The following is a 24,551-nucleotide window of genomic DNA, read 5'->3' as shown; positions in this document are numbered from 1 at the left end:
ACCATGACCGAGAGTCGAGGTGCCGAGCAGTACGGCACCGGACCGGCCGAGACCGGAGTGGCGAGCGAGGTGGCCGGCGGGGTCGCGATCGTCGGCATCGCGTGCCGGCTGCCCGGCGCGGCCGGCCCCGATGCGTTCTGGCGGCTGCTGCGCACCGGCGCGTCCGCGGTCACCGAGGTGCCGGCGGACCGCTGGCCTGCCGAGCAGAGCACCGAGCACACCCGGTACGGCGCCTTCCTCGACCGGGTCGACACGTTCGACCCGGCCTTCTTCGGCATCTCGCCCCGCGAGGCCGTCGCGATGGACCCGCAGCAGCGGCTGATGCTCGAGCTCGCCTGGGAGTCCTTCGAGGACGCCGGCATCCTGCCCGAGCACCTGCGCGGCAGCCGGACCGGTGTGTTCGTGGGCACGATCGCCGACGACTACGCGACGCTCGCCCGCAGTCTCGGTGCCGAGGCGGTCACCCAGCACACGCTCACCGGCCTGCACCGCAGCCTCGTCGCCAACCGGATCTCCTACACCCTCGGCCTGCGCGGTCCGAGTGCGACTGTCGACTCGGGACAGTCCTCCGCGCTCGTCGCGGTGCACGTGGCGTGCGAGAGCATCCGCCGGGGCGAGTCCACGCTGGCCGTCGCGGGCGGGGTGAACCTCAACCTCGTCCCGGAGAGCGCGGTCGCCGCCGCGAGGTTCGGCGGCCTTTCCCCGGACGGGCGCTGCTACACCTTCGACGCGCGGGCCAACGGGTACGTGCGCGGCGAGGGCGGCGGCGCGGTGCTGCTCAAGCCGCTGGCCGCCGCGATCGCCGACGGCGACCCGATCTACGGCGTGATCCGGGGGAGCGCGGTCAACAACGACGGCGCCACCGACGGCCTCACCGTCCCCGGCGAGGCGGGTCAGCGCGAGGTGTTGCGGCTCGCGTACGAGCGGGCCGCCGTCGCGCCCGCGGACGTCCAGTACGTCGAGCTGCACGGCACCGGCACCCGGGTCGGCGACCCGGTCGAGGCCGCCGCGCTCGGCGCCGAGCTCGGTACCGGCCGCGCCACCCCACTCGTCGTCGGGTCGGCCAAGACCAACGTCGGCCACCTCGAGGGCGCGGCCGGCATCGTCGGGCTCATCAAGGCGGCTCTGTCCATCCGGCACCGGGAGCTCCCACCAAGCCTCAACTTCGCCACGCCCAACCCGGACATCCCGCTCGACGAGCTGAACCTGACGGTCAACACCGAGCTGTCCGCGTGGCCCGCCGAGGACCTGCTGGCCGGCGTCAGCTCGTTCGGCATGGGCGGCACCAACTGCCACGTCGTGCTCGCCGAGCCGCCGATGGTGGCCCCGGAGACGGCCCGGACAACACTGCCAGGGACGGCCACCGCGCTGCCGTTCGTGCTGTCCGCCCGGGCCCCCGGCGCGTTGCGTGCGCAGGCCGCGCGGCTGCGTGACCTCGTGGCCGACCACGACCCGAACCTCGCGGACCTGGCCGGCTCGCTCGCCACCACCCGCACCGCGTTCGAGCACCGCGCGGTGCTCACCGCCACCACCCGCGACGAGCTGCTCACCGGCCTCGCCGCGCTCGCCGACGGCATGGACACCGCCTCCGTCGTGCGTGGCGCGGCACTGCGCGACGGCAGCGTCGCCGTGCTGTTCAGCGGTCAGGGCAGCCAGCGGGTCGGCATGGGCCGCGAGCTGTACGCCGGGAACCCGGTGTTCGCCGAGGCCCTCGACGAGGTGTGCGCCGCGCTCGACCCGCACCTGGACCACCCGCTGCGCGCGGTGATCTTCGACCGGGCGGACCTGCTCGACGAGACCCAGTACACCCAGGTGGCGCTGTTCGCGATCGAGGTCGCGCTGTACCGGCTGGCCCGGCATTGCGGCCTCACCCCGGACTTCGTGCTCGGCCACTCGATCGGCGAGCTCACCGCGGCGCACGTCGCGGGTGTGCTGTCGCTGGCCGACGCCGCCGAGCTGGTCGCCGCCCGCGGCCGGTTCATGCAGTCCGCCCGGGCCGGTGGCGCGATGGTGTCGGTACAGGCCACCGAGGACGAGGTGCGTGCCGCGCTGACCCCGGGTGTGTCCGTCGCCGCCCTGAACGGTCCGAAGTCGACGGTCGTCTCCGGCGACACCGAGGCCGTGCTGGCGCTCGCCGAGCGGTTCGCCGCAGAGGGGCGCAAGACCAAGCGGCTGCGGGTGAGCCATGCCTTCCACTCGGCGCACATGGACTCGGCGCTGGAGGCGTTCCGCGCGGTCGCCGAGCGACTGACCTTCCACCCGCCGGCCATCCCGGTCGTCTCCAACGTCACCGGGCGCCTGGCCACCGAGGAGCAGCTTCTCTCGCCGGACTACTGGGCGAGCCACATCCGCGAGGCCGTGCGGTTCGCCGACGGCGTGCTGACCCTGTCCGACCTCGGCGTCGGCACGTTCGTCGAGCTCGGTCCGGACGGCGTGCTCACCGCGATGGCCCGGGAGTGCCTCGCCGACCGCCCGGTCGGCGCCCTGGTCTCCGTGCTGCGCAAGGACCGCGCCGAGCCTGACACGGTCACCACCGCGCTCGCCACCGCGCACTGCGGCGGGGTCGCCGTCGACTGGGTCGCCGTGCTCGGCGGCCGCGGCCGGCGCATCGCCCTGCCCACCTACCCGTTCCAGCGCCGCCGCTACTGGCTCGAGGGCACCCCTGTGCCCACCACCGCTGGTGTGCGGGTGGTCGCGGACGAGGAGCCGGTCGAGCTGGACGCGGCCGGTGAGCTGCGCCGGAGCCTCACCGGACTGTCCACGGCGGACGCGACGCGGCGGCTGCACGACCTCGTTCGGAACAACGTCGCCGTCGTGCTCGGCCACGCCGGCACCGACACCGTCGACACCGACCGCACGTTCAAGGAGCTCGGCTTCGACTCGCTCACCGCGGTGGAGCTGCGGGACCGCCTCGTCACGGTCACCGGCCTGCCGCTGCCGTCCGGGATGCTGTTCAGCTATCCGACCCCGGCCGAGCTGGTCGAGCACCTGCGCGAGCGGCTCACCGGCGGTGCGGGCACGACCACGGTCGAGACGCGCGAGCGGGTGGCCGACGAGCCGGTCGCGATCGTCGCGATGGCCTGCCGCTACCCGGGCGGGGTCGCGTCGCCCGAGGACCTGTGGCGCCTCGTCGCCGACGGCACCGACGCGATCGGCGGCTTCCCGACCAACCGCGGCTGGGACCTCGCGAACCTCTACCACCCGGACCCCGAACAGCCCGGCACCGTGTACACGAAGGACGGCGGGTTCCTGCACCGGGCCGACGAGTTCGACCCGGAGTTCTTCGGCATCAACCCGCGCGAGGCCGCCGCGATGGACCCGCAGCAGCGGCTGCTGCTGGAGATCGCGTGGGAGGCGTTCGAGCGGGCCGGCATCGTGCCCGAGTCGGTGCGCGGCGAGCGGGCCGGCGTGTACGTCGGTGCCACCACCCACGAGTACGGCCCTGGCCTGCACCGCGGCGCGGACGGCGCGGAGGGCTACCTGCTCACCGGCACCACGCCGAGCGTCGCGTCCGGCCGGATCGCCTACGCGCTGGGTCTCGGCGGCCCGGCGATCACCGTGGACACTGCGTGCTCGTCCTCGCTCGTCGCGCTGCATCTGGCCGCGCAGGCGTTGCGGCAGGGGGAGTGCACGCTCGCGCTCGCCGGCGGCGTCACCGTGATGCCCACGCCCGGCATGTTCCTCGAGTTCTCCCGCCAGCGCGGCCTTGCCGCCGACGGCCGCTGCAAGGCGTTCGCCGCGGCCGCCGACGGCACCGCGTGGGCCGAGGGCGCCGGCATGCTGCTGCTGGAGCGGCTGTCCGACGCGCGGGCCAACGGGCACCCCGTGCTGGCCGTGATCCGTGGCTCGGCGGTCAACCAGGACGGCGCGTCCAACGGCCTCACCGCACCCAACGGCCGCGCCCAGGAGCGGGTGATCCGCGCGGCGCTGGCCGGCGCAGGGTTGGCAGCGTCCGATGTGGACGTCGTGGAGGCGCACGGCACCGGCACCGAGCTCGGCGACCCGATCGAGGCCGAGGCGATCATCGCCACCTACGGCCAGGGTCGCCCGGCCGACCGTCCACTGTGGCTCGGCTCGCTCAAGTCCAACATCGGCCACGCCCAGGCCGCGGCCGGGGTCGGCGGCGTGATCAAGATGGTGGCCGCCATCCGGGACGGTGTACTGCCCAAGACCCTGCACGTGGACACCCCGACGGCCAAGGTGGACTGGACGGCCGGCGCGGTCGAGCTGCTGACCGAGCGGCGCGACTGGCCGGGCGTGGACCGGCCGCGGCGCGCGGCGGTGTCGTCGTTCGGGATCAGCGGCACCAACGCGCACCTGATCGTCGAGCAGGCCCCGGCCACCGAGCCGGCCGATGAAGAGCTGCGGCCGGTCGAGACGCCCGGCCTGCCGTGGGTGCTGTCGGCCAGGAACGACGCGGCGCTGCGCGCGCAGGCCGCACGGCTCGCCGAGGCAGTGCGGGCCGAACCGGAGCTCGACCCGTTGGACGTCGGCCTGTCGCTGGTCTCCGGCCGGGCCGCGTTCGACGAGCGGGCGGTGCTCGTGGCCGACGACCGGGACGCGTTCCTGCGCGGGCTGGACGCGTTGCGCGACGGGCAGGACAGCCCCGATGTCGTGCGTGGCCGGGCCGAGGCGGCCGGGCGGGTCGCGTTCCTGTTCACCGGGCAGGGCAGCCAACGACTCGGCATGGGCCGCGAGCTGTACCAGGACAACCCGGTCTACGCGGCCGCGCTGGGCGAGGTGCTCACCGAGCTCGACCGGCACCTCGACTGGCCGCTGAGGAAGGTCCTGTTCGCCCCGGCGGACACCGTCGACGCCGTGCTGCTCGACGAGACCCAGTACACCCAGGCCGCGCTGTTCGCTGTCGAGGTGGCGCTGTTCCGCCTGCTGGAGCACCACGGTCTGATGCCGGACTTCCTGTTCGGCCACTCGATCGGCGAGCTGGCCGCGGCGCACGTCGCCGGAGTGCTGTCGCTCGCCGACGCGGCCGCGCTGGTCGCCGCCCGCGGCCGGCTGATGCAGGCCGCGCCCGAGGGTGGCGCGATGGTGGCGATCCAGGCGTCCGAGGCCGAGGTGCTCGCCTCGCTCGCGGGATACGAGGACCAGGTGTCGATCGCGGCGCTGAACGGTCCGAACTCGACGGTCATCGCGGGTGACCGCCGGATCGCCAACCGGGTCGCCGGCGACTGGCGGGCCCAGGGCCGCAAGATCAAGCAACTGCGGGTGAGCCACGCCTTCCACTCGCCGCACATGGCCGGCGTGCTGGCGGAGTTCCGGGCCGTCGCCGCGGGCCTCGAGTTCCACCCGCCGCGGATCCCGCTCGTCTCCAGCCTCACCGGCGCGCTCGCCTCGGCCGAGGAGCTGGCCTCGCCGGACTACTGGGCCCAGCACGTGCGGCAGGCGGTCCGGTTCCTCGACGGCATCCGCTGCCTCGCCGACCAGGGCGTCACCGCGTACCTGGAGGTCGGCCCGGACGGCGTGCTCACCGCGATGGCCGCCGACTGCCTGGCCGATGCCGAGGTGGCGCCGGTGCTCGTGCCCGTGCTGCGCGCGAACCACCCGGAGGCGCACACGGTCACCGTGGCGCTCGCGCACGCCCACGTGCACGGCATGAGTCCGAAGTGGACGACGTTCTTCCCCGGCGCGGTCCGGGTCGACCTGCCGACCTATGCCTTCCAGCGGCAGCGGTACTGGCTCGCCGCGCCGGTCGGGGCGGGCGACGCCACCGGCCTCGGGCTCGGCCCGGCCGACCACCCGCTGCTCGGCGCCACCGTGGGCCTGGCCGACGGCGACGGCGTGCTGCTCACCGGCCGGCTCACCCGGCACACCAACCCGTGGCTCGCCGACCACACGATCGCCGGTGCGATCCTGTTGCCCGGCACCGCGTTCGTCGAGCTGGCCGTGCGGGCGGGCGACCAGGTCGGCCTGGACCGGGTCGAGGAGCTCACCGTCGAGGCGCCGCTGGTGCTGCCCACCGAAGGCGGGGTCGCGCTGCAGCTCGTGGTCGGTGGTCCGGACGCGGAGGGCCGGCGGACGGTCGGTGTCTACTCCCGGGTGGACGGTGCGGACGCGTGGACGCGGCACGCCACCGGGGTGCTCGCCGCCGGTGCGGTGGAACCGGCCTCGTTGACGGCGTGGCCGCCCGCCGGCGCGACTCCTCTCGACCTGACCGACGTGTACGGCCGGCTGGCCGGGCGCGGCTACGGCTACGGGCCGGCGTTCCAGGGTCTGCGTGCCGCGTGGCGCAAGGGCGACGAGCTGTACGCCGAGGTCACGTTGCCGGAGGACGTGGACGCGGCGCGGTTCGGGCTGCACCCGGCGCTGCTCGACGCGGCGCTGCACCCGCTCGTGCTGGACGCGCCGGACATGCCGGTCCCATTCGGGTGGAGCGGGGTGTCATTGCACGCCACGGGTGCCACCGCGTTGCGGGTGCGCTGGTCGCCGAGCGGTTCGGGGATGGCGCTCACCGTCGCGGACGCCACCGGCGCGCCGGTCGCGTCGATCGACTCGCTGGCGATGCGTGCGGTGTCCGCCGAGGCGCTGGCCCGGGCCACCGCCCGGCAGGACGACTCGCTGTACCGGGTGGACTGGGTACCTCTGTCCATATCGGATGCCACGGTCACCGTGACGGCGATCGGCGACGACGTGCCCACGCTCGGCGACCTCGTCGAGGTGCCGGACTTCGTACTGGCGCCGGTCGCGGGGGTCGGCGAGATCCCCGACGTGGCCCGGGCCGCGCACGCCGCCGCGCACGACGCGCTGGCGCTCGTGCGGGAGTGGCTCGCCGCCTGTGCTGTCACTGACCGGTTCGCCGCCGCCCGCCTGGTGCTCGTCACCCGGGGCGCGGTCGGCCCGGACGTCACCGACATCTCGGCCGCCACCGCGTGGGGCCTCGTCCGCTCCGCGCAGACCGAGCACCCGGACCGCTTCGTGCTGCTCGACCACGACGGTGGTTCCGGGGACGACGCCTCCGAGGACACTGTCGCGGCCGCGCTGGCGACCGGCGAGCCGCAGCTGGTCCTGCGCGACGGCGCCGCGTTCGTGCCCCGCCTGGCCCGCGCCCCGGGAAGCCCTGAACGACGCGCTGAGGACACTGAACGTCGCGAGCGCGTCGTTCAGGGCATGGTGCTGGTCACCGGCGCGAGCGGCACTCTCGGTGGGCTCGTGGCCCGGCACCTGGTGACCGAGCACGGCGCCCGCCGCCTGCTGCTGGTCTCCCGGCGCGGCCCTTCCCCCGAGTTGGCCGAGGAGCTGACCGCGCTCGGCGCCGACGTGCGGCTCGCCGCGTGTGACGTCACCGACCGCGCCGCGCTCGCCGAGCTGCTGGACGGCGTGGACCTGTCGGTGGTCGTGCACACCGCCGGCGTGCTCGACGACGCCACCGTCGAGGCGCTCACCCCGGACCGGATCGACACCGTGCTCGCTCCCAAGGTCGACGGCGCCTGGCAGCTGCACCGCGCCACCGAGGGCATGGACCTCACGGCGTTCGTGGTGTTCTCCTCGATCGTCGGCACCATCGGCATGCCCGGCCAGGCCAACTACGCGGCCGGCAACGCGTTCCTCGACGCGCTCGCCCAGCACCGCGCGGCGGGCGGCCTGCCCGCCACCTCGCTCGCGTGGAGTCTCTGGGCGCCGACCGGCGGGATGGCCGCCACCCTCGGCGACGCGGACCTCGCGCGCTGGCAGCGCAGCGGCATCGTCCCGCTCGACCCGGCACACGCGCTGACCCTGCTCGACGCCGCCCTCGACACCGGCGCGCCCGCGCTGGTCCCGGCCCGGCTCGACCCGGTCGCGCTGGGCGCCCAGGCCGGTGCGGGCCTGCTGCCGGCGATGTTCCGCAACCTCGTCCGCGCCCCGGCCCGCCGGGCCGCCACGGCGGCCCCGGTCGGGACGGGACTGGCCCAGCAGCTGGCGGGTGCCGCCGAGGCGGACCGGGAGCGGACCGTCCGCGATCTCGTCCGGGCCACGGTCGCGACGGTGCTGGGACACGCCTCGCCGGCCGCGATCGACGTGGACCGGGCGTTCAACGAGCTGGGCTTCGACTCGCTCACCGGCGTCGAGCTGCGCAACCGGCTGACCGCGGCCACCGGTCTTCGGCTGCCGACCACGGCGGTGTTCGACCACCCGTCCCCGGCCGCGCTCGCCCGTTTCGTGCTGGCGCAGGTGTCCGGCGCCGCGAAGCCCGCGCCCCGCAAGGCAACGGTGTCCGTGGCGAGCGACGAGCCGATCGCGATCGTCGGCATGGCCTGCCGCTACCCGGGCGGGGTCACCTCGCCGGAGGAGCTGTGGCGGCTCGTGGACACCGGCACCGACGCGGTCGGACCCTTTCCCGACAACCGCGGCTGGGACGTGGACAACCTCTACGACCCGGACCCCGACAAGCTCGGCAAGTCCTACGCCCGCGAGGGCGGCTTCCTCCACGACGCCGACCGGTTCGACCCGGAGCTGTTCGGCATCAACCGGCGCGAGGCGTTCGCCGCCGACCCGCAGCAGCGGCTGCTGCTGGAGATCGCGTGGGAGACGTTCGAGCGCGCCGGCATCGACCCGAACACGGTGCGCGGCAGCAACACCGGCGTGTTCGCCGGCGTGATGTACAACGACTACGGCTCGCGGCTGGCCAAGGCGCCGGACGGCTACGAGGGATACATGCTCACCGGCAACACCTCGAGTGTCCTCTCCGGACGGGTCGCCTACACCTACGGGCTGGAGGGCCCCGCGGTCACCATCGACACCGCGTGCTCGTCGTCGCTCGTGGCGCTGCACCTGGCCGCGCAGGCGCTGCGGAACGGCGAGTGCGACCTCGCGCTGGCCGGCGGCGTCACCGTGATGTCCACGCCCAACACGTTCATCGAGTTCTCCCGGCAGCGCGCGCTGTCCGAGGACGGCCGCTGCAAGTCGTTCGCCGCGGGCGCCAACGGCACCGGCTGGAGCGAGGGCGTGGGCCTGCTGCTCGTCGAGCGGCTGTCCGACGCGCAGCGCAACGGGCACCGGATCCTCGCCGTGGTACGGGGATCCGCGGTGAACCAGGACGGCGCGTCCAACGGCCTCACCGCGCCGAACGGCCCGTCGCAGGAGCGGGTGATCCTGGCCGCGCTGGCCAACGCCGGTCTGTCGACGTCCGATGTGGACGCCGTCGAGGCGCACGGCACCGGTACGACGCTCGGCGACCCGATCGAGGCGCAGGCGCTGCTCGCGACCTACGGCCAGGACCGGGAGCACCCGCTGTGGCTGGGCTCGCTGAAGTCCAACATCGGCCATGCCCAGGCGGCGGCCGGGGTCGGCGGGATCATCAAGATGGTCGAGGCGATGCGGCACGGCGTGCTGCCGCGCACCCTGCACGTCGACGAGCCGTCGCCGCACGTGGACTGGACGAGCGGCGCGGTGTCGCTGCTCACCGAGCCGCGGCCGTGGACGGAGCTGGACCGGCCGCGCCGCGCGGCGGTGTCCTCGTTCGGCATCAGCGGTACCAACTCCCACGTGATCATCGAGCAGGCACCGTCCACTCCGGACGCACCGGCCGGCTCGGTCTCACCGGCGCCGCCGGTGGTCCCGTGGGTGCTGTCGGCCAAGACTCCCGAGGCGCTGGCCGCCCAGGCCGCCCGGCTGCGCACCCACGCCGGCGACCCCGCCGACATCGGCTTCTCGCTGGCCACCACGCGGGCGGGGCTGCCACACCGGGCGGTCGTCCTGGGTGCCTCGTCCGACGAGCTGCTGGCCGGGCTGGACGCGCTGGCCGCGGGCGGCTCGTCGCCGGACGTGGTGACGGGCGAGGTCTCCTCGGGTCGGCTGGCGGTGTTGTTCACCGGTCAGGGGTCGCAGCGGGTGGGGATGGGTCGTGATCTCTACGAGCGGTTCCCGGTGTTCGCGCAAGCGTTCGACGAGGTGTGCGCCTATTTCTCCTTCGCGGTGCCGGTCTGGGACCTGGCCGAGGAGGAGCTGAACCGGACCGGGCTGGCCCAGCCCGCGTTGTTCGCGGTCGAGGTGGCGCTGTACCGCCAGTTCGAGTCGTGGGGCATCACCCCCGACCTGCTGGCCGGCCACTCGATCGGTGAGCTGGCCGCCGCCCACGTGAGCGGGGTGTGGTCCCTCGAGGACGCCTGCACGGTCGTCGCCGCGCGCGGCCGGTTGATGCAGGCGCTGCCGAGCGGGGGAGCGATGCTCTCCGCTCGGATCACCGAGCCGGAGGTGGAGCTGCGCTCTGATCGCGTGAGCATCGCCGCCGTCAACGGCCCCAGCTCGCTGGTCGTGTCGGGGGACGCGGACGAGATCGGTGCTCTCGAAGCGGAGTGGGTGTCACAGGGCCGGAAGGTCAAGCGGCTCGCGGTGTCCCACGCGTTCCACTCACCGCTGATGGAACCGATGCTCGACGAGTTCCGGGCCGTGTTGGCGACGGTCGGGTTCAACGAGCCCAGCATCCCGATCGTCTCGAACCTCACCGGCGAGCTGGCCACGCCGACCACCCCGGACTACTGGGTCCGCCATGTCCGCGAGGCGGTCCGGTTCGCCGACGGGATCAGGACGCTGGTCACCGAGGGCGTCACCACGTTCCTCGAGCTGGGCCCCGACGCCGTCCTGTCTGGCATGGGCGCCGAGACCGACGACCAGGCCGCCTTCGTCCCCGCGTCGCGGCGCAACCAGGACGAGACCGCCACCCTGATGAAGGCGCTGGCGCAACTGCACGTCCGCGGAGTCAGTCCGGAGTGGACGGCCATCTTCCCGGGTGCGCGGACCGTCGAGCTGCCCACGTACGCCTTCCAGCACCAGTCCTACTGGCTGGAGGCGCCGGAGGGCGCGGGTGACGTCACCTCCGCCGGCCTCGGCGCCACCGAGCACCCGCTGCTCGGCGCCGCCGTCACGCTCGCCGGCACCGACACCACCGTCTACACCGGACGGCTCGCGCTGGCCACCCACCCGTGGCTCGCCGACCACGCCGTCGCCGACACCGTGCTGGTGCCCGGCGCCGCGGTGGTCGAGCTCGCGGTGCACGCGGGCGACCGGCTGGGCTTCGGCCGGCTCGACGACCTGACCCTGGCCGCGCCGCTGGTGCTGCCCGAGCAGGGCGGCGTCCAGCTGCAGATCGTGGTCGGCCCTGTCGACGGCACCGGCGAGGACGACGGGCACCGCCCGGTGACCGTCCACTCCCGACTCGACCGGGCCGGCGCCACCGAGTGGACCCAGCACGCCACCGGCACGCTGTCCGCCGATCCCACCGACGGGACGCGGCTCATCGCATGGCCGCCCGCCGACGCGGAGGCCGTCGACCTCACCGGCGTCTACGACCGGTTCGCCGACCGCGGCTACGACTACGGCCCCGCCTTCCAAGGCCTGCGCAAGGTCTGGCGGCGCGGTGCCGACACGTTCGCCGAGGTGAGCCTTCCGGACGGCATGGGGACGACCGGCTTCGGCCTGCACCCCGCGCTGCTCGACGCCGCGCTGCACCCGCTGGTGCTCGCGGCGGTCGAGAGCGAGGGCACCGAGCTGCGGCTGCCGTTCTCGTGGGGTGGCGTGCGGATCCACGCCACGGGTGCCAGCACCCTGCGCGTCCGGCTGACCGGCACCGGTACCGACACGACCACCCTCACCGTCGCCGACGGCAGCGGTGCCCCCGTCGCCACGGTCGAGGCGCTGGTGCTGCGGGGTGTCTCGCCCGAGCAGCTCGCCGGCGCACGGGCCGCCCAGGACGACTCGCTGTTCGGGCTCGACTGGCCCGCTCTCGACATCGACGCGACGACCGAGCCGGGCGGGGGCGCCAGCTGGGCCGTCGTCGGCGGCACCGTCGGGGCGGCCGACCTCGACCGCGACACGTTGCGGGACAACGGGGTCTTCGCCGAGAACTACCACGACGTCACCGCCGTGCTCGAGGAGATCATCTGGGGCGCCCCGGTGCCCGACCTGATCGTCCTCACCTGCGCGGTACCCGAGAGCTCGGGCGACATCGCCGCCGCGGCACGCACGACCCTGCGGCACACCCTCACGGAGCTGCAGGCCTGGCTCGCCGAACCGCGGTTCGCGAACACCCGGCTGGCCGTCGTCACCAACGGCGCGGTCGCCGTCGGCCCCGACGAGCTGCCGAACCTCGCGCAGGCCGCCGTGCTGGGCCTCGTGCGCAGCGCGCAGGCCGAGCACCCCGACCGGATCACGCTGGTGGACACCGACGGCCACCCGCTGTCCAGGGGGATCCTGCCCGCCGCGCTCACCACCGGCGAGCCCCAGATCGCGCTCCGGGCCGGTGCCGTGCACGTGCCGCGCCTGGCCCGCCTCGCGTCCGATGTGGACGGTGTGGCCGCGCTCGACGGCACCGTGCTCGTCACCGGCGCCACCGGCACGCTCGGCAAGCTCTTCGCCCGGCACCTGGTGACCCGGCACGGCGCCACGCACCTGCTGCTGGTCAGCAGGCGCGGCCCGGCCGCGGCCGGGGCCACCGAGCTGGCCGGCGAGCTCACCGCGCTCGGTGCCGAGGTCACGCTCGCCGCGTGCGACGTGGCCGACGCGGACGCGTTGGCCGAGGTGCTCGCCGGCATCCCGGCCGAGCACCCGCTGGTCGGCGTCGTGCACACCGCGGGCGTGCTCGACGACGGCATCCTCTCCTCGCTCACCCCGCAGCGGCTCGACACCGTGCTGGCGCCCAAGGTCGACGCCGCCGTCAACCTGCACGAGCTCACCGGCGACCTGGCGATGTTCGTGCTGTTCTCCTCGATCGCCGGCACCGCCGGCACCGCGGGGCAGGCGAACTACGCGGCCGCCAACACCTTCCTCGACGCGCTCGCCGAGCACCGGCGCGCCACCGGGCAGGTCGCCACGTCGATGGCGTGGGGACTGTGGGGGCCGACCGATGACGAGGGCGGCATGGCCGACCACCTCAGCCAGGCCGACCTCGCCCGGCTCACCCGCGGCGGCATCGCGGCGCTGTCCGTCGAGCACGGCCTCGCGTTGTTCGACGCGGGCCTGCGCACCCGCCGGGGCATGGTCGTGCCGGCCAAGCTCGACATCGCGGGCCTGCGCACCGCCGCCGGCTCGGGCACCCTCGCCCCGGTGTTCCGCGGCCTGGTCCGCACCCGGCAGGCCGGTGCGGCGTCCACGTCGGACGGTCAGCAGCTGTCGCTCGCCGAGCGGCTCGGCACGCTGTCCGAGCCGGAGCGGCACCAGTTGCTGCTCGGCCTGGTCGCCGAGCACGTCGCGCCGGTTCTCGGGCACACCACGCCGGACACGATCACCCCGCACCGGCCGTTCACCGACCTCGGCTTCGACTCGCTGACCGGCGTGGAGCTGCGCAACCGGCTCAACGCGGCCACCGGGCTGCGGCTGCCGGCCACGCTCGTGTTCGACTACCCGTCGCCCAGCGCGCTCGCCGGCTACCTGCTGGGCGAGCTCGCCGGTGGTGGCGCGGACGCGCCGGTGGCGGTGGCGGCTCCGGTCGTCCAGGCCGTCGCCGACGAGCCGATCGCGATCGTCGGCATGGCCTGCCGCTACCCGGGCGGCGTCGCGTCGCCGGAGGACCTGTGGCAGCTGGTCGTCGAGGGCCGGGACGGCATCAGCGGGTTCCCGACCAACCGCGGCTGGGACCTCGACGGGCTCTATCACCCCGACCCCGAGCGTTCCGGCAAGTCCTACGTGCGGGAGGGCGGCTTCCTGCACGACGCGGGTGAGTTCGACGCCGAGTTCTTCGGCATCTCCCCGCGCGAGGCGCTGGCCACCGATCCGCAGCAGCGGCTGCTGCTGGAGACGTCGTGGGAGGCGCTCGAGCACGCGGGCATCGACCCGGCCTCGCTGCGCGGCAGCCGCACGGGCGTGTTCGCCGGCGCGATGTACCACGACTACGGCACCGGCATCATCGCAACTCCCGACCAGGTCGAGGGTTTCCTCGCGACCGGCACCTCGGGCAGCGTCGCGTCCGGCCGGGTCGCCTACACCTTCGGCCTCGAGGGCCCCGCGATCACCGTCGACACCGCGTGCTCGTCCTCGCTGGTGGCACTGCATCTCGCCGCGCAGGCGCTGCGCAAGGGGGAGTGCGACCTCGCGCTCGCCGGCGGCGTCACGGTGATGGCCACCCCGGCCACGTTCGTCGAGTTCTCCCGGCAGCGCGGGCTCGCGCCGGACGGGCGGTGCAAGCCGTTCGCCGGCGCCGCCGACGGCACCGCGTGGGCCGAGGGCGTCGGCGTGCTCCTGGTCGAGCGGCTGTCCGACGCGCAGCGCAACGGGCACCCGGTGCTCGCGGTCATGCGGGGCTCCGCGGTGAACCAGGACGGCGCGTCCAACGGCCTCACCGCACCCAACGGTCCCTCGCAGCAGCGGGTGATCCGGGCCGCGCTCGCCGACGCCGGGCTCACGACGTCCGATGTGGACGCGGTGGAGGCGCACGGCACCGGCACGGCGCTCGGCGACCCCATCGAGGCGCAGGCGTTGCTCGCCACCTACGGCCAGGCCCGGGTGGGCGACCCGCTGTGGCTCGGCTCGCTCAAGTCCAACATCGGCCACGCCCAAGCCGCCGCGGGCGTCGCCGGGATCATCAAGATGGTGCAGGCCATGCGGCACGGGCAGCTGCCCCGCATCCTGCACGTCGACGCCCCAACGTCCAAAGTGGACTGGACGGCGGGTGACGTGGAGCTGCTCACCGAGCCGATCGCCTGGCCGTCCACCGGACGCCCGTACCGGGCCGGCGTGTCCGCGTTCGGCATCAGCGGCACCAACGCGCACGTGATCCTCGAGCAGGCACCGGCCGTCGAGCCGGCCGAGGTGGATGACGACGGGCAGCCCGCCACGGTCCTCCCGCTCGTGCTGTCCGGCCGGTCCGACGAGGGGCTCGCCGCGCAGGCCGAGCGGCTGCGCGAGCTCGTCGCCGACCCGGCGGTCGACCTCGCGGACGTCGGCTTCTCGCTCGCCACCACCCGCGGCGTGCTGGCCCACCGCGCGGTGGTCACCGGCGCCTCGCGCGACGAGCTGCTCGCCGGGCTCGCCTCGCTCGCCGCGGGTGAGCCGGCCACGAACATCGTGCAGACCACCGGGGGAACGGACGGCAAGGTCGCGTTCGTCTTCCCGGGGCAGGGCGCGCAGTGGGCCGGCATGGCCGCCGGGCTGCTGGACACCGCAGAGGTGTTCGCCGCCCGCATGGCCGAGTGCGCGCAGGCCGTCGAGGAGTACGTGGACTGGTCGCTGATCGACGTGGTCCGCGGCGCGCCGGAGGCGCCGTCGCTGGACCGCGTGGACGTCGTGCAGCCCGCGCTGTGGGCGATGATGGTGTCGCTCGCCGCGCTGTGGCGCTCCTACGGCGTCACCCCCTCCGCGGTCGTCGGCCACTCGCAGGGCGAGATCGCCGCCGCGGTCGTCGCGGGTGCACTGTCCATCGAGGACGGTGCGCGCGTGGTGACCTTGCGCAGCCAGGCGCTGAAGGCGCTGTCCGGCCTCGGCGGGATGGTGTCGGTGCCGCTGCCGGTGGCCGAGGTCCAGCGGCTGCTGCTCCCGTGGGACGGCGTGCTCGGCGTGGCCACGGTGAACGGACCGTCGTCGGTGGTCGTGTCCGGTGAGGTAGCCGCGCTCGACGAGCTGCTGGCCGAGTGCGAGCGCCAAGAGGTCCGGGCTCGCCGGATCCCGGTGGACTACGCGTCGCACTCCGAGCAGGTCGAGCGGATCCGGCACCAGGTGCTGAACGCGCTCGCGCCCATCCGGCCGCGGTCGGGCGAGACTCCCTTCTACTCCACGGTGAGCGGCCAGCTCATCGACACGGTCGAGCTGGACGGTGAGTACTGGTACCGGAGCCTGCGGCACACCGTCGAGTTCGAGCAGACCACCCGCACCCTGCTGGTGGACGGCATCCGGCACTTCGTCGAGGTGAGCCCGCACCCGGTGCTCGCCGTCGGGGTGCGGGAGACCGTCGAGGACGCCGGCGTCGACGCCACGGTCGTCGGGTCGCTGCGCCGCGACCAGGGCGGGCTGGACCGGTTCGTCGGTTCGGTCGCCGAGGCACACGCGCGGGGCGTGGCACTGGACTGGGCCGCGGTCTTCCCCGGTGCCGGGCGGATCGACCTGCCCACCTACGCGTTCCAGCACCGGGCCTACTGGCTCGTGGCCGGTTCGGGCTCGGTGGACGCGGTCGGGCTCGGCCAGGTCGCGGCCGGGCACCCGCTGCTCGGTGCCGCGGTGGACCTGCCGGAGACCGGCGGGCACGTGTTCACCGGCCGGGTCTCGGTGCAGTCGCACCCGTGGCTCGCCGACCACGCGGTCGCCGACACCGTGCTGGTGCCGGGCGCCGCGTTGGTGGACATGGCGATCCGGGCCGCCGACCAGGTCGGCTGCGACGTCGTCGAGGAGCTGACGCTCGAGGCGCCGATGGTCGTGCCCGCGCCGATCCGGATCCAGCTCGTGGTCGGCGGGGCCGACGAGGACGGCCGGCGCACCGTGTCGGTGTACTCGCGGCCCGAGCTGGCGCCGGTCGAGCAGCCGTGGACCCGGCACGCCACCGGCGTGCTCGCCCCGGGTGCGCAGGCGCCCGGGTTCGATCTCGCGGCGTGGCCGCCTTCGGACGCCGAGCCGGTCGAGCTGGACGGGGCCTACGACGACCTGGCGCTCGCCGGGTTCGGGTACGGGCCGGTCTTCCAGGGCCTGCGGCAGCTGTGGCGGCGCGGGGAGGAGCTCTTCGCCGAGGTCGAGCTGGCCGAGGCGGCGCACCCCGACGCCGAGCGGTTCGGGGTGCACCCGGCGCTGCTCGACGCGGCCCTGCACGGGCTGCTCGCCGCCGAACGCGACGACGTGCGGGTGCGGCTGCCGTTCTCGTGGCGCGGGGTGTCCTTGCACGCGACCGGGGCCACCTCGGCCCGGGTCCGGCTGGCCCCCGACGGCTCCGCCGACGGCGTGGTCGTGCAGGTCGCGGACGCGGCGGGCACGCCGGTGGTGTCGGTCGGGTCGCTCGTGGCCCGGCCGGTGGAGCCGTCCGCCGTCCAGGCCGCGGCCGGCGCGCGGCACGCGTTGTTCGGTCTGGAGTGGACACCCGTCGCCGCCGCGGAGGACCCGGCAGAGGTCGAGGTCCACCGGGTCTCCTCACGCGACGTCCGGGCCGCGACGCACGAGACCCTCGCGCTGCTGCAGGAACGGCTCGCCTCGCCAACGGAGTCCCGGCTGGTGATCGTCACCAACGGCGCGGTCGCCCCGGACGGTGGCGACGTGACCGATCTCGCGGGTGCCGCGGTGTGGGGTCTGGTCCGGTCGGCGCAGTCCGAGCACCCGGGCGTGTTCGCCCTGCTGGACGCCGACCGCGACGACGCTGTCGCCGCGGCCCTGGCCGCGACGGCCGACGAGCCGCAGCTGGCGGTCCGCGACGGCCGCCTCCTCGCGCCCCGCCTCGCCCGGCTGGAATGCCCTGAACGCGTCATTGGAGACGGTGAACGTCCCGAGCGCGTCGTTCAGGGCACGGTGCTGGTGACAGGCGGGACCAGTGGGTTGGGCGCGACCGTGGCCCGGCACCTCGTGGCCGTGCACGGCGTCGAGCGGCTGCTCCTGGTGAGCCGGCGGGGCCCCGCCTCGCCCGGCGTCGAGGACCTGGTCGCCGAGCTGACCGGGCTCGGCGCGGAGGTCGCCGTGGCGGCGTGCGACGTCGCCGACCGGGACGCGCTGGCCGCGTTGCTCGGCGAGCACCGGGTCGACGGGGTCGTGCACTCCGCGGGCGTGCTCGACGACGGCGTCGTCGAGTCCCTCACCCCGGAGCGGGTCGACACCGTGCTGCGCGCCAAGGCGGACGCGGCGACGAACCTGCACGACCTCCTGCCCGACGCGAGGCTGTTCGTGCTGTTCTCGTCGGCCGCCGGGGTGCTGGGCAACGCGGGCCAGGCCAACTACGCGGCCGCCAACGCCTACCTCGACGCGCTCGCCCATCACCGGCAGGCCACCGGGAAGCCGGCGGTCTCGCTCGCCTGGGGCCTGTGGACGCAGGGCAGCGGCATGACCGACCACGTGGACGCGGCCGGCCTGGGTCGCGGCGGCGTGCGCGCGCTGTCCACAGCGGACGGGCTGGCGCTGTTCGACCAGGCGCTCACGCTCGGCAGGCCCGCGGTGATGCCCACCGACCTGGACACCGTCGCGCTGCGCGGCGAGGCCGCGGCCGGCACGCTGCGCCCGGTGTTCCGCGGCCTCATCCGGGTCCCCGCAAGGGGAACCGCGCACGGCAAGGCGGCGGGCGCCGCCGACTCGGCACTCGTCACCCGGCTCGCCGGGCTGCCAGAGCCCGACCAGCACCGTGCCCTGCTCGACCTCGTCTGCTCGCACGTCGCGCCCGTGCTCGGGCACGGCAACGCCGGCCGGATCGACGCCGGCCGCGCGTTCACCGAGCTCGGCTTCGACTCGCTCACCGCGGTCGAGCTGCGCAACCGGTTGAACAACGTCACCGGGCTGCGCCTGCCCGCGACGCTGATCTTCGACTACCCGACCCCGGGTGCGTTGGCGAGCCAGCTGCGGGCGGACCTGTTGCCGGATGACGGAACCGACGAGGACCTCGACGCGCGCGAGGGCGAGATCCGCCACGCGCTCGCCACCGTGCCGCTGCGCCAGCTGCGCGCGGCCGGGCTGCTGGAGACCCTCCTGCAGCTCGCCGGCACCGAGGAGCACGCGCCGGGACACGCCACGGCCGACGGGTCCGAACTGGACGGGATGGACGCGGACGATCTCATCAAGCGCGCGATGCGTGGTGCGGGATAAGGAAAAACCGCGCAGTTACCGGCCGGTTACGGGCCAGGAATAACGTGAAAGTGCGTCAGCCCACGGCGCTGTCGACATCGCAGATGATGCGCACCCAGCTGGCGGAGCCGGAAGTCGAAGAGAGGTTGGGTCGATGCTAATCACCCCGCAAAGCGGCAAGACGATGGGTGTCGTGGTCGAAGGTTTCGACGCCGAGAGCGCCACCGACGACGACATCGCGAAGATCAAGTGGACGGTGTACCAGGAGAAGATCGTCCTGGTGCGCAACCAGGACCTGACTCCGAGCGAGTTCCTGAGCCTCGGCCGCCGGTTCGGTGAGCCGGTCAGCTACTACGAACCGATGTACCACCACCCGGAGCACAAGGAGATCTTCGTCTCGTCGAACGTGCCGAAGGACGGCCAGCAGGTCGGCGTGCCGCGCACCGGCAAGTTCTGGCACGCGGACTACCAGTTCATGCCCGAGCCGTTCGCGATCACGCTGATCCATCCGCAGGTCGTGCCGACGCAGAACCGGGGCACCTACTTCATCAACATGTCGAAGGCCTACCAGCAGCTCTCCGACGAGCTGAAGGTCCGGGTCAAGGGCACCACCTCCCGGCACGGCGCGTCGCGTTACTTCAAGATCCGCCCGAGCGACGTCTACCGCCCGATCGGCGAGCTCGTCGCCGAGGTCCGCACGCACACCCCGCCTGCGGCTCACCCGACCGTGTTCATCCACCCGGTGACCGGTGAGCCCACCCTGTACCTGTCCGAGGGCTTCACCGAGTCGATCCACGACGCCGAGGGCAACCCGATCGAGGACGGCCTGCTGCAGGACCTGTTCGAGGCCACCGGTCAGCTGGACACCACGTTCACCCACGACAACATCCACCTGCAGACCTTCGAGAGGGGCGACCTGCTGCTGTGGGACAACCGCACGCTCATCCACCGGGCGCTGCACACCACGAAGCCGGAGCCCGTCGCCTCGCACCGCGTCACGGTGCTGGACGAGCACGACCGGCTCGGCAAGGAGGCGTGAGATGGCTCAGACGGTCACCCCGCTGTTCGACGCGGCGACCTCGCTGCGGTTCGAGGAGGACGAGCACCTGCTCGAGGGCGTGCTGCGGCCGTACAAGGAACACTGCCGCTACCTGAGGTCGGCGACGGTGACGGTGAAGAACGGCCTCGGTGTCGCACGTGGACAGTTCTCGATCCCGAGTCCCTGCTACATCGACGACACCGGCCACTTCAACGCGGTCGAGTTCAACATCTGCTACAACCAGCTCGTCTACTACCTGCTGGCCAAGTCCATCAAGGAGCACGCGGTGCCGGCGCTCGCCGACTGGTCGGTCGACGACTACTGGGTGCGGCAGCTGCCGGACATCCTCATCGCCCGGTTCCGCAGCATCTTCCGCTCGCAGATCGACTCGCTGTCCTTCAGCGGCGAGGTCGCGTTCGCCTCGATCACCCACAGCAACGTGCGCCAGCCGATGGTCCTCACCGACACGACGGTCCGGTTCTGGGACGCCCAGGACGGCCGCGCCGACGGCGAGGTCCTGCTGGCACTGCTGAACCCGCCGAGCTCGCGGACCGGTTCCGGTTCCGGCGCTGGTTCCGGCATCGAGGAGCGCCCGGCCGCCTAGTCGTTCTTCCTCATGCCGGCGGACTCCCCGTGGAGCCGCCGGCATGACCACTGCATCCACCCCGCGGTAGCCCGCGTCGACAAAGTCCACATCAGACTCGAGGGAGCATCCGGTGCTGCTGACCGTCCGGCGGACCGCCGCCGCGCCGACCCTGTCCCGCTCCGCGCTCGTGCTGGTCTGCGTGGCGCAGCTCCTGGTGGTCGCGGACCTGACCGCGGTGACCATGGCGCTGCCCAGCATCGGCGCCGATCTCCTGCTCGGGCCCGCGGTGCTGCCGTGGGTGCTGGCCGCCTACCCGCTGGCGTTCGGCTCCTTGGTGCTGCCCGCGTCGCGACTGCCCGGCTTCCTCGCCGGCGCGGCGTTGTTCACCGTGGCGTCGGCGGTCGCCGGCCTGGCGTCCTCGGGGGAGCTGCTGGTGTCGGCGCGGCTGGCCCAGGGCTTCGGCGCGGCCCTGGTCTCCGGTGCCGCGCTCGCGATGGTGGCCGCGTCCGGGGGCACCGGCCGGCACCGCGTGCTGCGCTGGTGGCTCGCCCTGGACGCGGTCGCCGCGGTCCTGGGCGTGCTGGTGGGCGGCGTCGCGGTGTCGTGGTTCGGCTGGCGCGCCGTGTTCTTCGCCGCGGCCGCCGTCGGCCTGCTGATCCTGCCCCTCGCCCGCCCAACCCCGCGAGTCCAACGCTCAGAACCCGCGAGTCCAACATTCAGGACCCGCGAGTCCAACGCTCAGAACCCGCGAGTCCCACACTCAGGATCCGCGAGTCCCCTGTTCGGCGGGGGACTCGCGGGCCGCGAACGGGGGACTCGCGGAGTAGGGGAGTGGCGGGGTGCGGCCGCGATGGGGGCTGCCGTCGTCCTGCTCGTGCACGGGTCCGTCGCGGCGGGGAGCGGGTCCCTCGTCGCCGGCGTGGCCGCCGTGGTGCTCGGGGCCGCGTGCGTCGCCGTGTTCGTACTGGTCGAGCCGCCCGTCACGCCGTTCATGGCGCACCGGTCGGTGTGGTCGGGGCTCGTCGTGCTCGTCGGGGCGGTCGGGCTGCTCGTCGCCGCCTTCGTGGGGAGCTCCGTGCGGCTGCAGCTCGCCGGGCTGTCGCCGCCGCGCGCCGCGCTGCTCCTCCTCCCCGCGGCCGTCGCGGCGCTGGCCGTGCTGCCGGTCGCCGGACGGCTCACCCGGCTGGTCGGCCGCCGCACGATGTCCCACCTCGGGTTCGCGTCCGCGGCCCTTGGCTTCTGGATGCTCACCGAGGGCCTGGTGGCCGCCGGCCTCGCGGTCGTCGCCGTCTGCCTCGCGCCGATGGTGGTCGTCGGCGCCGGCAGCGCCACCAGCCGCGTGGCCCAGCGCGACGCCGGCCAGGTGACCGGCCTGCTCGCGGGGTACCTCCAGCTGGGGACGGTGCTCGGGGTCGCGCTCGCCGGACAGGCCACTGTGGACGGCGCGGGTCTCACCGCGATCCTCGTGGCCGGCGTGCTCGCCGTCGTGCCCATGGCGCTGCTGCCGAAGCGCTGAGTGTCCACTCCGGTGCGCTGCGTGGCGGACCGGTCATGCGAGCGGCCGGTGGTCACCCGTACGATCTGGCCACATGTCCGGTCTCAGCCTGATGACCTTCAACATTGGCAGCCCCTCGGAGGAGCGTGCCCACCGCCAGCTGGCGTGGCTCGCCACCCGGCACGAGGACGTCTTCGTGCTCACCGAGACCAGGGCGTCCGACGGCTGCCGCCACCTGGCCGACGCGTTCCGCACGGCCGGCTACGCCGTGGTCTACCCGAGGCCGGGGCCGACCGACTACGGCGTGATGATCGTCAGCAGGGTGCCGGTGCGGGTCGACCCGATCTCCGAGCACCTGACGTTCCTGCCCGAGCGCGTCGCCGGCGTGATGGTCTCGACCGCCGCGGGCCTGGTCCGCATCGTGGGCGCCTACGCGCCGACCCGGGACGCCACCGCCGAGCGCACCGAGCGCAAGCGCCGCTGGCTCTCGGAGTTCTCCGCCGCGCTGGGTGCCGGCGGGCTCACCGACTCCGGCGCGGACACGGTGGTGCTCGGCGACCTCAACGTGATCGAGCCCGGCCACGTGCCCTCATACACCACGTTCCGCTGGTTCGAGTACGACTTCTACCGAGGCCTCACCGACAAGCACGGGCTCGTCGACGCGTTCCGGCACATGGAGCCCGAGCGGATCGAGCACAGCTGGATCGGCCGCACGGGGGACGGCTACCGCTACGACCACGCGCACTGCTCGAAGGAACTGGCCGCGGAGATCTCCGAGTGCGAGTACGTGCACGAGCCGCGCACCACCCGGCTCTCGGACCACTCGGCGCTGTCGGTGACGTTCGACTGCCTCCCCACCGCCGAGCTGGACACCATGGACCCGTACGAGGCCGCGAGCCCGCCCACACTGTTCTGAGCCACTCGCGGGGCGTGTCTTGTCGGTTACCGAGCGGTGGACGTTCCGCCATCGTCGGATCCAATTGTCCGGTTACGCTTGGTATGCCCACGAACGCACTTCTCTGTTTCCGGAGTGGACATTGCGAGCAGACACGAGAAGAGCGACGACCGGATCACCGGCCGCCGCTCCTGTCGTGCGTGGGTCACTCCAACGTCACGCAGTCGCACCACCACGGGGCCACCTGGGGGTTGCACCGTGCGACTACGCCGCCGGGAATGGCGGCGTAGTACGGGCTGCCGTCGAACCGGGAGGCGATACCCGGTACGGGGTAGTCCGTGCTCACCCACTGCGCGCCCGTGGCGAGCGCGGTGTCGCGAGTGGACACGTCGTTGTTGCGGGCCTGCATCGTGTCCGCGTCGGCGCGGGTGCGGACCAGGTAGCCGTCCTGGACCAGTTCGGTGATCTCCGCGGCGCCGTTCGGGTCCCAGACGTAGCGCTTCATGAACGCCGCGTCCGTGTTGCCGGGACTGCTGTTGGTGAACAGGAGCCGACCTTCGAGGTTGGGGTTTCCCTGAAGGTAGGAGTCCCGGTAGGTGCCGTTGTTGTCCATCGTGAACATGATCTTGCCGCGGGTGCCGTCGACCGTCGGCCAGCCGTCCTGCAGCACCGACTGCTCGAGCGTCTTGTCGGGCTTGCGCACGTTGTCCGGCGTCAGCAGGCGGTTGCGGGGGAACACCGACAGGATCTCCTGCTCCAGCGACAGCATCCGCGCCCGCGTCCACTGCAGCGGGATCACCGTGCCGGGGCGCGGCTCGGTCTCGCCGGGCACGATCAGCGGCCGGTCCTGGAACTCCAGCATGATCATGATCGCGATGTGCGCGGGGTGCTGGTCGGACCAGGACTTCACCTGCTGCAGGCACCTCACCAGGGTGAGGCAGCTCGAGTGGTAGTCGACGTCCTGCAGGTGCAGGACCTTCGAGCCGGGCTGCATCATGACCGGGTCCATCGGCCCGCCGTTCGTGGCCACCCGCAGGTACGGCGTCGCGTACTTGCCGCCGTCCGGGTCGGCGTAGACGTCGAACTCCACCTGGCGCACCTTCTGGTCACCCAGTTGGGTGGCGACCGGCGCGTGCGTGTACTCGATCGTCTGCTCCACCTCGGGTCCCGTCAGCTGCATCCGGAGCGTCTTCTCGGCTGCCGGTGGCTCCTGGTGGAAGCTGTTCTGGGTACCGATCACCTGGATCTGGTTGAGTCTGACCGAGCCGGATCGGTCGTGGCCCCACCCGCTCTGAGCGGCGCCCGCGTTGGCCACCGGCACAACGAGCAGCAGGCCGACCGCCAACCCGGCGCTGGCTAACTTACGCGCCCCTAAGGCTCTCAATGACATGTGCATCCTCCGTGATCGGGCCCCCGACTTCCGTCAGTGCCTTTCCTTACCGTCCACATGGAACGTGCGTGGCCAGCCTTCCTCGCGCGACCCACCCGCCGGTAACTGGGAGTCCATTCGCGACAACCGGCCGGGAACCGTCCGGTCACCCGGCGAGCCGCAGGTAGGGGTTCGCGCGGCACAGCTCCTCCACGCGCCGCCACCAGCGGTCGATGGTCGGCTCGGTGGCGAGGTCGCGGAACGTCACCGGCAGGCCGCGTACCCGCCACTCGTTCACCAGGCGCATCACGTCGAGCGAGGTGATGCCGAGCCCGACGAGGTCGGCGTCGGGCCTCAAGTCCTCTTGGGACAGTCCGAGCAGCCCGGCGACCTTGCGCAGCAGGTGGTCTCTGGTCAGTGCGGCGTCGGTGGTCACGGTGCGTCGCCTCCCGGCACGGGCCCGGGTCGCGCCTCGCCCGGGGCTTGTAGATGATGATGTGCACCGTG

General features: G+C 73.6%; 7 protein-coding genes. 5 read left to right on the top strand and 2 right to left on the bottom strand.

The genetic code is table 11. The annotated features are described in order from the left end of the window. Positions 1-3 precede the first annotated feature (3 nt). The 5 genes from GEV28_RS10870 (at position 4) to GEV28_RS10850 (ending at position 22,696) form a co-directional block, all read left to right on the top strand. The gene (locus GEV28_RS10870) at positions 4-18,681 is read left to right on the top strand and encodes a type I polyketide synthase (protein ID WP_291411261.1); all 18,678 of its coding nucleotides are present in this window, start codon (positions 4-6) and stop codon (positions 18,679-18,681) included. Between the two features lie 133 nt (positions 18,682-18,814). Then, positions 18,815-19,699 (top strand): TauD/TfdA family dioxygenase, encoded by an 885-nt coding sequence (locus GEV28_RS10865; RefSeq protein WP_291411259.1) that lies wholly within the window; start codon positions 18,815-18,817, stop codon positions 19,697-19,699. A 1-nt stretch (position 19,700) separates the two neighbouring features. Further along, positions 19,701-20,303: an FcoT family thioesterase gene (locus tag GEV28_RS10860; RefSeq protein WP_291411257.1), complete on the top strand. Its 603-nt coding sequence runs from the start codon at positions 19,701-19,703 to the stop codon at positions 20,301-20,303. A gap of 112 nt (positions 20,304-20,415) precedes the next feature. Beyond that, a complete protein-coding gene (locus tag GEV28_RS10855; protein ID WP_291411255.1) occupies positions 20,416-21,801 on the top strand; it encodes an MFS transporter in 1,386 nt (461 codons plus the stop codon). Between the two features lie 73 nt (positions 21,802-21,874). Further along, positions 21,875-22,696, top strand: a complete 822-nt coding sequence (locus GEV28_RS10850; RefSeq protein WP_291411253.1) for an endonuclease/exonuclease/phosphatase family protein — start codon at positions 21,875-21,877, stop codon at positions 22,694-22,696. A gap of 184 nt (positions 22,697-22,880) precedes the next feature. Here GEV28_RS10850 and GEV28_RS10845 read toward each other — a convergent pair whose 3' ends face one another. Continuing rightward, positions 22,881-24,020, bottom strand: coding sequence for a phosphatidylinositol-specific phospholipase C1-like protein (locus GEV28_RS10845; RefSeq protein WP_291411251.1), 1,140 nt, complete (start codon positions 24,018-24,020; stop codon positions 22,881-22,883). Positions 24,021-24,210: 190 nt separating this feature from the next. Then, positions 24,211-24,480, bottom strand: coding sequence for a phosphopantetheine-binding protein (locus GEV28_RS10840; RefSeq protein ID WP_291411249.1), 270 nt, complete (start codon positions 24,478-24,480; stop codon positions 24,211-24,213). Positions 24,481-24,551 lie beyond the last annotated feature (71 nt).

It is taken from the genome of Actinophytocola sp. (genome assembly GCF_009379765.1).
Lineage (GTDB): Bacteria > Actinomycetota > Actinomycetes > Mycobacteriales > Pseudonocardiaceae > Actinophytocola.
Note: the sequence above shows the minus strand (reverse complement) of the source record. Positions and strands in the feature narration are given on the sequence as shown.